This is a genomic window from Gracilibacillus orientalis, assembly GCF_900114645.1.
In the GTDB taxonomy this organism is placed as follows: Bacteria; Bacillota; Bacilli; order Bacillales; family Amphibacillaceae; genus Gracilibacillus; species Gracilibacillus orientalis.
The window spans coordinates 228804-242212 of record NZ_FOTR01000006.1; the positions used below are offsets into that span (position 1 = coordinate 228804).

The 13409-nt window shown below is 36.3% G+C and carries 11 protein-coding genes; 7 read left to right on the forward strand and 4 right to left on the reverse strand.

Annotation, left to right across the window (positions count from 1 at the left end; all coding sequences use genetic code 11):
* The first annotated feature begins 27 nt into the window (after positions 1–27).
* The 3 genes from nasC to BM121_RS12895 all read left to right on the forward strand — a co-directional run bounded on the left by nasC (position 28) and on the right by BM121_RS12895 (position 5328).
* A complete protein-coding gene (nasC, locus tag BM121_RS12885; protein WP_091484055.1) occupies positions 28–2163 on the forward strand; it encodes an assimilatory nitrate reductase catalytic subunit NasC in 2136 nt (711 codons plus the stop codon).
* Between the two features lie 128 nt (positions 2164–2291).
* Positions 2292–3734 carry an MFS transporter gene (locus BM121_RS12890; protein ID WP_091484056.1) on the forward strand — a complete coding sequence of 481 codons (1443 nt, stop codon included), beginning with the start codon at positions 2292–2294 and terminating at the stop codon, positions 3732–3734.
* A gap of 145 nt (positions 3735–3879) precedes the next feature.
* Entirely contained in the window at positions 3880–5328 is a 1449-nt protein-coding gene (locus tag BM121_RS12895; RefSeq protein ID WP_091484057.1) for a NarK family nitrate/nitrite MFS transporter, read from the forward strand.
* Positions 5329–5437: 109 nt separating this feature from the next.
* On the opposite strand, the gene BM121_RS12900 is transcribed toward BM121_RS12895, so the two are convergent.
* A complete protein-coding gene (locus BM121_RS12900; RefSeq protein WP_091484058.1) occupies positions 5438–5665 on the reverse strand; it encodes a hypothetical protein in 228 nt (75 codons plus the stop codon).
* Positions 5666–5898: 233 nt separating this feature from the next.
* Here BM121_RS12900 and BM121_RS12905 point away from each other — a divergent pair, with 233 nt between their 5' ends.
* Genes BM121_RS12905 through BM121_RS12920 form a run of 4 tightly spaced genes read left to right on the forward strand, consistent with a single transcriptional unit; the run spans position 5899 to position 10192 of the window.
* Positions 5899–7032 (forward strand): ABC transporter ATP-binding protein, encoded by a 1134-nt coding sequence (locus tag BM121_RS12905; RefSeq protein WP_091484059.1) that lies wholly within the window; start codon positions 5899–5901, stop codon positions 7030–7032.
* Positions 7033–7091: 59 nt separating this feature from the next.
* The gene (locus BM121_RS12910; protein ID WP_245780806.1) at positions 7092–7955 is read left to right on the forward strand and encodes a carbohydrate ABC transporter permease; all 864 of its coding nucleotides are present in this window, start codon (positions 7092–7094) and stop codon (positions 7953–7955) included.
* Entirely contained in the window at positions 7952–8764 is an 813-nt protein-coding gene (locus tag BM121_RS12915) for a carbohydrate ABC transporter permease (RefSeq protein WP_091484061.1), read from the forward strand. Before BM121_RS12910 ends, BM121_RS12915 begins: the two co-directional genes overlap by 4 nt.
* Positions 8765–8782: 18 nt before the next feature.
* Entirely contained in the window at positions 8783–10192 is a 1410-nt protein-coding gene (locus BM121_RS12920) for an ABC transporter substrate-binding protein (RefSeq protein WP_091484062.1), read from the forward strand.
* Positions 10193–10274: 82 nt separating this feature from the next.
* Here the strand turns inward: BM121_RS12920 and BM121_RS12925 are convergent, their stop codons facing one another.
* The 3 genes from BM121_RS12925 to BM121_RS12935 all read right to left on the reverse strand — a co-directional run bounded on the left by BM121_RS12925 (position 10275) and on the right by BM121_RS12935 (position 13398).
* On the reverse strand, positions 10275–11204 hold the full coding sequence (locus BM121_RS12925) for an aldo/keto reductase (RefSeq protein WP_091484063.1): 930 nt from the start codon (positions 11202–11204) through the stop codon (positions 10275–10277).
* An 18-nt stretch (positions 11205–11222) separates the two neighbouring features.
* Positions 11223–12191 carry a 2-hydroxyacid dehydrogenase gene (locus tag BM121_RS12930; protein WP_091484064.1) on the reverse strand — a complete coding sequence of 323 codons (969 nt, stop codon included), beginning with the start codon at positions 12189–12191 and terminating at the stop codon, positions 11223–11225.
* A gap of 397 nt (positions 12192–12588) precedes the next feature.
* Positions 12589–13398 (reverse strand): pyruvate, water dikinase regulatory protein, encoded by an 810-nt coding sequence (locus BM121_RS12935; RefSeq protein WP_091484065.1) that lies wholly within the window; start codon positions 13396–13398, stop codon positions 12589–12591.
* Positions 13399–13409: the final 11 nt, after the last annotated feature.

The window sequence follows — 13409 nt, forward strand, 5'->3', positions numbered from 1 at the left end:
TATTTTGAGAAAGGAAGAAGTTATATTATGACCGAATTAATGCTCAAATATTTCCGAGATAAGCAACAGAAAGTACAATCTGAACAAATATATGATACACAGTGTCCATATTGCAGCATGCAATGTAAGATGCAACTGATTGAACAACGGGTCGTATCGAGAAAGAAACAAAAAACGATTGGTAAAGATAATCCTACCTCACAAGGCAGACTATGTGTAAAGGGAATGAATGCTCATCAACATGCACTTCATCATGATCGCCTTAAACAACCTATGCGCAAAATCAACGGAGAATTTGAACCAATCACATGGGATGAAGCATATCAAATGATCCAGGAACAATTTGAGCAGATTCAAAAAGAAGATGGAAAAGATGCACTATCCGTTTATGGAAGTGCTTCTGTTACGAATGAAGAAGCATACTTACTAGGGAAATTTGCACGTGTCGCCCTTGAAACCAAACATATTGATTATAACGGCAGGCTTTGTATGGCTTCTGCAGCTACAGGTGCAAACATGACTTTTGGACTGGACAGAGGCTTTACCAACACACTTCAAGAGATACCAAATACTAGATGTATTATTTTAGCAGGTACTAATATTGCAGACTGTCAACCAACCATAATGCCTTATTTTGAAAAAGCAAAAGAAAATGGTGCCTATATTATTGCAATGGACCCCCGAGAAACCGGCACTACAAAATTAGCAGATCTTCATATTAAAAATATTCCTGGTACAGATGTAGCAATCGCTAATGGTGTTTTAAAAATATTAATTGACCTGGACTTGATTGACCATGATTTTATCGAGCAACGAACAGAAGATTTTAAGGAAGTAAAAGAATACATCCAAACGATAAAATTAGATGATGTTGCCAAAACAGCAGGTGTTTCTCTGGATGATTTATATCAAATTGCACTTGTGTTTGGACGTGAACCCTCAGGTATGATTTTTACTGCTCGTGGTGTTGAACAACAAATCAACGGAACTGAAACTGTCCGCAGCTTTTTAAACCTATTACTAGCTACGGGTAAGATTGGCAAACCGAATTCAGGCTATGGAGCGATCACCGGTCAAGGAAATGGTCAAGGAGCAAGAGAACATGGTCAAAAAGCCGACCAGCTTCCTGGTTATCGTTTAATCGAAAATCCCGAAGATCGCCAATATATTGCAGATGTATGGGGAATTGAAGAGCAAAACCTGCCAAGAAAAGGTGTTTCTGCTTATGAAATGTTTGAAAAAATAATCGATGGAGATATCACCAGTATGTTTGTCATGTGTTCGAATCCGATAGTTTCCAATCCTAATGCCAACCTTATCAAAAAAGCATTGCAAAAGTTAAAATTCCTTGTCGTTTCTGATCTATTTTTATCCGAAACTGCGAAACTGGCAGATTTAGTTTTACCTGCTACTTCTTATTTAGAAGATGAAGGTACATTAACAAATGTCGAAGGACGAGTGATGCTAAGAGAAGCTAGTTACCCAATCCAAGGAGAAGCAAAGCAGGACTGGGAGATTCTCTGTGATATCGCACAAAAGCTAGGTAAAGGAAAATATTTTGACTTCGATAATGCAGAAGGAATTTTTGAAGAACTTCGTATTGCCAGTAAAGGTGGCAAGGCTGATTATTCTGGTATTACTTATGAGCGGTTACGTCAAGAACAAGGAATTCTTTGGCCATGTCCATCAGAAGATCATGCAGGAACTGACAGAATGTTTGAAGATTCTTTCGCCCATGCGAATGGGAAAGCTAAAATGGCTGTCATCTCCTATCAAAGTATTGATAACAAACCTACTATTACCAAGGAATATCCATTATATTTAACAACAGGACGGGTAATGAGTCACTATTTAACCGGTGAACAAACAAGAAAAAGTCCTTCATTAGCAGCTAGAGATTTTGAAGCATTTTTAGAAATTCACCCACAAACAGCTGAAAAATACGGGATTGAAACTGACTCACTTGTTCGTGTCACCTCTGAAAAAGGATGGATTATCGTTAGATGCAAATTATCAACCTCGATTCGAAAAGACACTGTTTTTGTACCCTTTCATTGGACTGAAAAACAGAATGTCAATCGACTTGTATCAGATCAATTAGATCCGTATTGTAGAATGCCCGGTTTTAAGATGAGCGTCGTTCGACTTAGCCCGGTTCATTAATCTAACGAGGATAGTATTCTAAGCTGCGGAAAAATGCGACACTCCTGTCGGAACAGCGGTTAAAACGTAATATTGTATGTGTGAAAAGATACGTAACTAAAGAAATTACATTTACAAGGAGTTTAACAATGACTACAAGTAAACATGACTATAATGGACAAAAACAAATGTTAACAATCGCAACACTTGGATTTTTTATCAGTGTCATGGTCTGGTTCAACATGGCCCCCTTTCAATCAACCATTCAGGGGCAATTAGCACTATCAAGTGATGAAATTGGTGCATTAATGATTGTCAACCTGGCCTTAAGCATACCTGGACGAATTGTTGTCGGTCGTTTAGTCGACCGCTATGGTCCAAGAAATGTATTTTCCATTTTACTTATCACAATGAGTATTCCTTGTTTTGTATTTGCACTTGGAACTACTTATATGCAACTTCTCATCTCAAGACTGATATTAGGTACAATTGGTGCCAGTTTTGTAATTGGGATTAGAATGGTAACAGAATGGTTCCCGACAAAACAAGCAGGTCTTGCACAAGGTATTTATGCTGGATGGGGGAATTTCGGCTCTGCTTTTGCTGCCTTGACATTGCCTACACTGGCTGTCTTATTCGGGGGTGAAAACGGCTGGCGTTATGCTATGTGTTTAACTGGTATTTTAGCCTTATTATATGGTGTGATTTTCTTTTTTAAAGCGAAAAATACGCCCAACTGGAAAACTTTTCACTATACCAAAACAGCCAATCCTATAAAAGCAACAAGTCAAAATGATTTCATTATACTACTGCTGCTTACGATTCCTATTTATGGAGGAATGGCGATACTAGTATGGACCTTACAAGAAACGGGTGTATTGTCTGATCAAATAGCTCTAGTTCTCTATACTGCCATCATTTTGTTCTATGCTTTCAATATGATAAAAAGATGGAAGGCTAATCGAAGCTATTTACAGCAGAAAGTACCAGATAATGAAAAGTTCTCGATGAAAAATGTAGCTATTTTAAGCTTTGGATACTTTGCAACTTTTGGATCTGAACTTGCGATTATTTCGATGTTACCGATGTTCTTTCAGAATACATTTACTATAAATGCAGTTTTTGCAGCTGCTATCGCCAGCAGTTTTGCCTTTACTAACTTAATTGCTCGTCCAGCTGGCGGCTGGCTCAGTGATCGTTTTGGCAGAAAGAAAATAACAATGTTGCTTTTAGCAAGCCTTTCTCTTTTATATATTATGATGACTTTTGTTAATAGCAGCTGGCCCATTTATCTTGCCCTAGTCCTGACGATATGCTGTTCATTACTAAGTCAAGCAGCTTCAGGTGCAATTTTTTCAATGGTATCACTGGTAAAAAAGAATCGAACTGGACAAATAGCTGGAATGGTGGGTGCTTATGGCAATATCGGCTCGCTTTGTTTTCTTGCTGTGTTAAATCTATTTTTCCCTGTTATCTTTTTTGTTGCTATATCTATCATATTGTTATTGTGTTTCCTTGCAACCACTCAACTTAATGTCAATCAGTCGAAGCAAAAGTTGAATGAAACTAACTGGAAAGAAAAAGCAATTTAAAGAAACTTCGTCATTCTTTGTTATATAATCTAACAAGGAATGACGTTTTTTTGGATTTTTATTGTTAAAAAACTTTACCAAGTAATTGTTTATCACCACTAATCTTCTATAATAAAACCATAACATCATACAGGAGGTTAATCGAATGAAAACAGGTTATCAAGGAAATATCAAAACATTAGGATTTACAACATTAGCTTTTTTTATCACCTTTGTTGTATGGTTTAATATGGCACCATTTATGACAACATTAAAACGTCAATTTGGTTTATCAAATGACGAAGTAGCATTATTGGCAGTTGCAAACGTTACCCTAACCATTCCTGCCCGGGTATTAATTGGAATGCTTGTAGATAGATTTGGGCCGAGAAGAGTGTATTCCAGCTTATTAATTATATTAAGTATTCCTTGTTTTACGTTTGCTTTATCAAATTCGTTTACCCAATTGATGATATCCCGTATCTTTTTAGCCCTTATAGGCGCTGGGTTTGTAATCGGCATTCGATTAGTGTCAGAATGGTTCACCGAAAAAAATGTTGGTTTTGCTGAAGGTATTTATGGTGGTTGGGGTAATTTTGGTTCTGCTGCGGCTTCTATGACACTACCAGCGTTAGCCATTCTTTTTGGTGGAGAAGATGGCTGGCGCTATGCTGTTGGCTTAACAGGAATCATCAGTTTGATCTATGGTATTCTTTTCCTGCGAATGGTCAAGGACACACCAGAAGGAATCATCTATAAAAAACCAAAGAAAAGTGGTGCATTGGAAGTAACCAGTTATCGTGATTTAATAGGATTAATGCTAATGAGTATCCCCGTCTTTGGTATACTTATCTTTCAGAGCTTCCGATTATGGAATTTAAATTTTATTAGTTCTTTTGTATTCATATTAATTTTGATTTCACTAATTGGATTATTACTATATAACCTGAGCAAAATTTGGAGTGTGAATAAAGACCATCTACGTGAAGGTGTCCCTAACAAAGAAAAATATGCATTCAAGCAAGTAGCTATTCTAAATTTTGCTTACTTTTGCACTTTCGGATCAGAATTAGCTGTTGTATCGATGTTGCCTCAGTTTTTTGAAGAAACCTTTTCACTAAGCGTAGCACAAGCAGGAGTTATTGCCAGTAGTTTCGCATTTATGAATTTAATGTCTCGACCTAGTGGTGGATGGCTCAGTGATAAATTTGGCCGCAAAAAAACACTTATGATTTTTACTGCTGGATTAGCAGTTGGCTACATCGGTATGGCGTTCATTGGTTCCAGCTGGCCAATCTGGTTCGCCGTAATTGTCACCATGTGTTGTTCTTTCTTTGTTCAAGCAGGTGAAGGTGCAGTTTATGCGATGGTACCAATGATCAAAAAACCGGTAACTGGTCAAATATCTGGTATGGTTGGTGCATATGGAAATATCGGTTCTGTTATTTTTCTTACTATTTTTACAATGGTTAGCCCTACCCTATTCTTTATTATGATCGGTCTTTCAGCTGTTGTTTGTTTCTTTTGTATGTTCTTTCTTGAAGAACCAAACAGAGAAACAGTATCTGCTGAAAATCCAAAAGATCCAAAAACAGAAAATGTTGTGTCTTTTTAGATTAAAATAAATTTTCTTAATGCGACCGAGGGAGTATCTATTCTATTCGAAGAGTTTTATACACTTATGTATATGAACGTGAGCCAGCTTCAAGATAAGCTGGCTTTTTTCATAACCTCAAGCCAGGTTCCACAATCATTTGCCACCAGACAATTAAACTAATAATAATAGCTATAAAAACGATTAAACTTTTGACGGCATACGGTAAACGATTAGGAATAAATTTCAATGCCAAACTAAACACAAGCCCTGCCACAAATATAAAAATTACAGCATATATCAGCATTCCTAAAAAATTATCTACAGGCAAAGCCATTACTTCTCTTATTATGTCCACATTTACACCTCATTACAACAATAAACCATATTTACATCTTGTAGTTTTCTTCACCAATACTATCATACAATATTCTGTTTATTATGGAAGTATTTTTTCTCGATTTTTATTAATTTATGAAAAAATTTGTTAATTTTTGTATATATTTTTTAACACTATTTTAATACTCCCTTCATAAAAATTCTCTATAATCGGCAGTAAGTAGAAGCTAATCTATTAAAGGAGAATTTATTATGTATTCTGTCGAACTAAAACAAGTCGATAAAAGCTATGACAAGGAACACCTTGTTGTCAAAAATGTCAGTGTAACAATTGAACCAGGAGAATTCTTCGTGCTTGTTGGACCTTCAGGATGTGGAAAAAGTACACTCTTACGAATGATTGCGGGATTAGAAGACATAACTTCAGGCTCGATATTGATTGATGGCAAAATAGCAGATCATCTCCCGCCCAGTAAACGCGAACTATCTATGGTTTTTCAAAACTATGCACTCTATCCACACATGACTGTAGAAGATAATATAACATTTGGGCTAGATGTTAAAAAAATACTTAAAAAAGAGAAGAAACAAAAGTGTTATGAAATTGCTGAAATGCTGGGATTAACAGATTATTTAAAAAGAAAGCCACGTCATTTATCAGGTGGCCAAAGACAACGTGTTGCCTTAGCAAGAGCTATTATTACCAACTCCCCCATTTGTTTAATGGATGAGCCTTTATCCAATTTAGATGCTAAATTAAGAGCTCATATGCGTTCAGAAATCCGTGAATTGCAGAGAAAACTTGGCCTCACATTGATTTATGTAACACATGATCAAGTGGAAGCAATGACAATGGGAGATCGAATAATGGTGTTAAATGAAGGAATGATTCAACAGGTAGGAAAACCAATCGATGTTTACAATACGCCAGTAAATTCTTTTGTGGCAAAATTTATTGGTTCACCTCCGATGAATTTAACGACTGGGCTGGTAGATAAAAGCTCCGCTGAAATAACAATTAGCGAGCAAATTTCGTTACCTATTAATCGATTAGTTGCAAATAACTTAAATAGTGATCAGGTACTTGTCGGTATTCGGCCTGAGAACATAAAACTCTATGAGGAGCCTTCCAGTCTGGACTTGTCTTTTGAAGTAACTCTCGATCATGTAGAGATTTTGGGAACGGAAACATTGTTGAAATTCAAATGGAACGATAATTCGGTTTGGTACGCTAAGTGGTATGGACAATGGGATATTCGAGTTGGTCAGACATTGAGATTGACACTTGATTCAGATTCACTTTGTATCTATGATGGGCACACTGAAAAATTACTTCAAGGTCCAAGAAACATTCAGCATCAGCATGTTCAAGAGGGAATTGTATGAAAAGTGCAACGGAGATACAAGGAAAATCAAGTACTAGAATAGTTACAAAGTGGAAGTTCATGTATTGGAGATCAGCAATTTTATATTTATTACCTTCCATTATTCTTTTTAGTGTCTTTTTATTTTATCCACTTGGCAAAACATTATATTTAAGTTTCTTTTTAACAGATCAGCAAGGGATAGCCAATGTTTTTGTTGGTTTTGAAAATTATCAATATATTCTACAGGCAGAAAGTTTCCATAAAAGTATAAAAGCAACTATTTTGTTCGTACTCTACACCGTACCGACTGGTATTGTTATTTCTTTGTTCCTAGCTTTATTAGCAAATGAAAAAGTAAAAGGTGCTGGCTTTTTTCGAACCATTTATTCATCTACAATGGGGGTTTCCGTCGCAGCTTCTGCTGTAGTTTGGTTATTTATATTCCATCCAAGCATGGGGATTTTAAACCAATTAATTACATCCATTGGTGGGACTTCAATAGATTGGTTACTACACCCAGACTGGGCATTAGTTTCAGTTGCTGTTACAACGATTTGGATGAATATTGGATTTTCTTTTCTGATTTTATTAGGTGGTTTGCAAAATATTGATGAGCATCTTTATGAAAGTGCCAAAATTTCAGGTGCAAGTTATTTTTACCAACTTAGAAGGATAACGATACCCATGTTATCCCCTACTTTATTTTTTGTTACTACTGTTACTCTGATTAACGCGTTTCAGACATTTGGACAAGTCGATATATTAACACAAGGTGGTCCATCTGAATCTACAAATCTGATTGTTTATTCTATCTATCGTGAAGCCTTTGTCAATTATCAGTTTGGAACTGCAAGCGCACAGTCAATCTTCCTGTTTCTTTGCATTTTAATTGTAACGATTTTACAATTTAAGTTTGGGGAAAGGAAGGTGCACTATCAATGAAAATTTTTCGACCGGTCATTACATATATGCTGTTAATTTTGACTGCAGTGATCGTCTTTTTTCCGGTAGTATATGCTTTCTTTATCAGTTTTATGAGTGGAGCGGAACTTTTACAAGGCAATTTCATTCCGAAAACCTTTCATCTTGATAATTATCAAAAAGCATTTGAGCGGTTACCATTAGCACACTATTTATGGAATAGCTTGTTTGTATCAACTGTCGTGATGTTAGGACAATTACTTGTAAGTGCCTTAGCTGCTTATGCTTTTGTTTTCATTCCTTTTAAAGGGAGAAATATTATCTTTTTTATCTTTATCTCGACGATGATGATTCCGTGGGAAGCTACCATGATTCCTAACTTCCTGACGATTCAACAACTAGACTGGATTAATAATTATCAAAGTTTAACTATACCATTTTTCGCCATTGCATTCGGAACATTTCTATTACGCCAACATTTTCTTACCATACCTAAAGAACTAAAAGAAGCTAGTGATATCGCTGGGTTACGATCTTTTAGATTCTTCTGGAAAGTTGTCATTCCCTACTGCCGTACTTCATTTGTAACATTAGGAGCCTATGGTTTCCTGACAACTTGGAATATGTATTTATGGCCACTACTTGTGACTAACAATGATGATGCAAGAACCGTTCAAATCGGTTTAAAACAATTACAAACACAGGAAATGGCAACAGATTGGGGGGTGGTTATGGCAGGCGTAATTATCGTCATCATTCCGACTTTAATCCTGTTGTTTTTAGGACAAAAGCAATTGCAAAAAGGCCTTGCCCAAGGTGCACTTAAATAATAAGGGGGAATTTTACAAATGAAAAAGCTATTACTATTGTTTTTAACTGTAAGTTTACTAGTATTCATTACTGCCTGTTCTAGTGATGCTGAAGGAGAAGAACCTAACGAAGATACTGCTGGAGAAGAGCAACAAACAGAAGAAAGCAGCGAAAGTGATGACAATAATGAAGAAGAAGAAGCAACCGATGAGAAGGTGGAAGCTGTTTTTTGGCATGCAATGTCTGGTGGAGGCCAAGAGTCGATTGAAGCAATTGCCGATAACTTTAACGAATCTCAAGACAAATATACAATCATTCCAGAATTTCAAGGTTCTTATGAAGAAGCATTAACGAAATTCCGCAGTGTTGGCGGAACTGAGGATGCGCCCGCTATCATCCAGACATTTGAAGTCGGGACCAAATATATGATTGATAGTGGTTTTATTGAACCGGTACAGTCTTTTATTGATGAAGAAGGATATGACATTAGTCAATTAGAAGAAAATATCTTGAATTATTACACTGTCGATGAGCAATTATATTCTATGCCGTTTAACTCATCTACTCCTGTTATGCTATATAATAAAGATGCATTCGAAGAAGCTGGTTTAGATCCAGAAAATCCTCCTCAAACCTTTGAAGAAATCAAAGAAGCAGCAGAAAAATTAACGGTTAAAGACGGTGATAACACAGAAAAATATGGTTTCTCCATTTTAAATTATGGCTGGTTTATTGAGGAATTGATTGCTACACAGGGCGGATTATTTGTAAACAATGATAACGGTCGCACAGAAGAAGCAACAGAAGCTGTATTCAACGGTGAAGAAGGATTACGTGTATTTGAGCTAATTGATGACATGAATAAAGCTGGTACATATGGTAACTTCGGATCTAATTGGGATGATATCCGTGCTGCATTCCAAACTGAAGATACTGCTATGTACTTAGACTCTTCAGCAGGTGTTGCTAGTACAATTGAAAATGCACCATTTGAAGTTGGTGTTTCTTATATTCCTTATTCAGAAGAAGCTGAGCGTAATGGTGTTATTATCGGTGGTGCTTCTCTTTGGATGTCTAACGGAATTGATCAAGAAAAACAACAAGCAGCATGGGAGTTCATGAAATTCTTACAAACACCGGAAAGTCAAGCAAAATGGCATATTGACACAGGGTACTTCGCTATTAATCCAGCTGCCTATGAAGAAGACATTGTGCAAGAAAGATGGGAAGAATTCCCTCAACTAAAAGTTACCGTTGATCAATTACAAGAAACAAAGCCATCAGCTGCGACACAAGGTGCTTTAATTTCGGTTTTTCCGGAAGCTAGACAACAAGTCGTAACCGCTATGGAAAATGTTTTACAAGGTACAGATCCACAAGAAGCATTAGATCAAGCAGCAGAGGAAACAAACCGAGTTATAGAACAAGCCAACCGTGCAAATCAATAAGCTAGTAAAGACGATCTCCTTAAATAGTTTTAAAAACCCGTTTCACTAATATGTGAAACGGGTTTTAGATGTTTTATTTAACTTAACGATAAATTTGATCTATTTTGTTGTATTCTTCATCTTTTAACGTAACATCTAACGTTTTCAAATTGTCTATAACTTGATTTGGTCGTTTAGCACCTGGAATGATTGCATCAATTAATGGATGTTTTAAGTACCAGGCAAGCACTAAATGAGCAGTTTCTACTCCTTTATCCGCAGCCATTTGTTTTAGTTTTTCCACTCGATCTAGCTCTCTTTCAAACCGTTCACCTTTAAAATGATCCATATTCTTTCGCAGATCCTTAAAATGATCTCCTTTTTTATATTTTCCTGCTAACAGACCAGCAGCCAGAGGAAAATAAGGAACAAACGAAATCCCCTGTTCCTTTAAGTAAGGAAAAAGTTCCTTTTCTGCCTCACGATTGATTAAGTTATATTCTCCTTGAAAAACGTCTACATAACCATCTTTATTAGCTTCTTTGAATTGTTCAAGAGAAAAATTCGATACACCTATCGATCTAATTTTTCCCTGTTCTTTTAATTGATGTAACGCGCCAACTGCTTCATCTTTAGGTGTCTCTTTATCAGGAAAATGAATATAAAACAGATCAATATAATCCGTTTGTAATCGATTTAAACTCTCTTCTACTGTTTGTTTCAGAAAAGCTGGAGAATTGTCTGTAACCATGTCATCCCCTTCTGGACGATGACAGCCTTTTGTTGCAACGATCATTTCATCTCTTTTACCGGTTTCTTTTAGCACCTGGCCAATCAATTCTTCTGATCTTCCAGGCCCATAAATATAAGCCGTATCTAAAAAGTTAATTCCTTCATCAATTGCTGTACGAATTAAATGTTTCCCCGTTTCTTCATTTAAATCAGGATACAAATTATGTCCCCCGACTGCATTTGTACCTAAACCGATTGGATTGACGTTTAAATCTGTTTTACCGAGTTGTACATTAGCCATATTAATTCCTCCATATCTCTACTGTAATTCTTTGATTACGGCTTGAGGTTGTTCTCCATCTAAACCTTGTAACATATTTTTTGCCGCGAAATATTTCATTTCTTCTCGTGTCTCTGCGGTTGCAGACCCTATATGTGGCAAGGTAACAACATTATTCATTTTCAGTAACGGATTATCTGGATCTACAGGCTCCTCTTCAAATACATCTAGTCCTGCACCAGCAATTTCCTTAGCCTGTAACGCTTTAATCATCGCTGCTTCATCAACTACTTTACCTCTTGATGCATTGATAAAAAAACAAGAATTTTTCATTTTTTCAAAGGCATCTGTATCAATTAAATGTAATGTTTCTTTCGTCAATGGAGTCATCAGTAAAATAAAATCAGATTCTTGTAGCAAAGTATTAAAATCCTGATATGTAACCCCAAATTCTTTTTCCACCTTATCTTTACGTGAACGATTATAATAAGTAACATCCATTTCAAAGCCTAACTTCGCTCTTCTAGCCACTTTCTCACCGATTCTGCCCATTCCAATGATCCCGAGTTTTTTATGATGTACATTATGACCAAATAACTGGGCATCGACAGCTTTTTCCCATTTACCTTGTTTGACATATTGATCTAACTCGGTAATTCTTCTGGCACTACTGAGTATCAGACCAAATATGAGATCTGCCACAGTTTCATCTAATACGTATGGTGTATGTGTTGCAATCACTTGAGAACGCTTTAATGCGTCAACATCAAAGTTATCATACCCAACCGAAATATTACTCACTATTTCCAGTTGATCTGCTTGTTGAAGTAATTCATCATCAATGCTGTCTTTAGCTGTAATCAGTCCATGGAAACTTCCTATTGTGTTTAAAAGTTGCCCTTTTGGCATTTGTTCTGGACTATCCCATGTTGTTAATTCTACGTGTTCTTGCAGATAGTTTTTTACTGTTTCAGGAATTGGTTCAGTTACTAACACTTTTTTTCGCATAGTGGCCTCCTTTGAATTACTGATCTAATATTATATTATCATGAACCATTTGAATAATCGAAAAATGAGCATGCATTCTTATGACTTTCACGCAAAAAAACCAGGCATAACCCGCCTGGTCATTATTCGCAAAAGATACAAACTCCCTCAGCTAGATTCCATATACTCTTAAATGCTGCTAACTAGAGAAAATGTCTGTAGTTAAGTTTCCTTCCATTCTGATTAAAGATATGTACATGGATACGCTACGAAAGCGATTTTTGCTTGAGTAGATGTTTTGCGCTTGTGCCCTTAGTGTTTTTCCACAGCGTTGGACTAGCACTCATCTCCAACAAAATGGGAGAATTAAAAAACAAAAGTTACTTCACAGTTCTGTTTTTGTGTGAAATTTTATCTTCTAACGTTCTGTACGCATTTTCATAATGACGCCTGCAGTTTCTTCAATTGATTTATCAGAAACATTAATGACTGAACAATCTAGCTTTTTCATTAACTCGTTAGCAGTTTTTAACTCTCGCTTAATTTGATCCATGGAAGCATATTTTGACTGTGCAGGTAATCCTAACGTTTTTAATCTTTCCGTTCTGATTTTTAATAAATGACTTGGATCAATGGTCAATCCGACAATCATGCGGTCAGCTGATTGCATTAACTCTTCTGGTGCTTCCATATCTGGTAAAATAGGCAGGTTCGCAGTTTTAATTCCTTTATGTGCCAAAAAGATACTTAATGGTGTTTTTGACGTTCTGGAAACTCCAATTAAAACTACATCAGCTAGTAATAATCCTTTTACATCTTTTCCATCATCATATTTGACCGCAAATTCTACTGCTTCTATCCTTTTAAAATACTCTTCATCTAACACTTGACGTTGACCAGGCTCTGGTTTCGGATTACCATTGAATGTGTCAATATAAGCTTGCATCATAGGGCCCATTACATCAACCGCTCGTATATCATAGCGAATGGCATCCTGTTGCATTTTTGCTCTCAACTCAGGTTGCACGAGTGTGTATGCAATAAAACTTTGATTTGCTCTTACTTCCTGAACAATTGCTTCAATTTCCTCTTCTGTTTGGATATGACTATATCTTTTTACTCGCACATTACTAGTGGTGAATTGTCTAACTGTTGCCCTAACGACCGCTTCTGCTGTTTCTCCAACTGCATCAGAACATACATAAATAAATGACTGATTATCTTGCATCTTAAGACTCC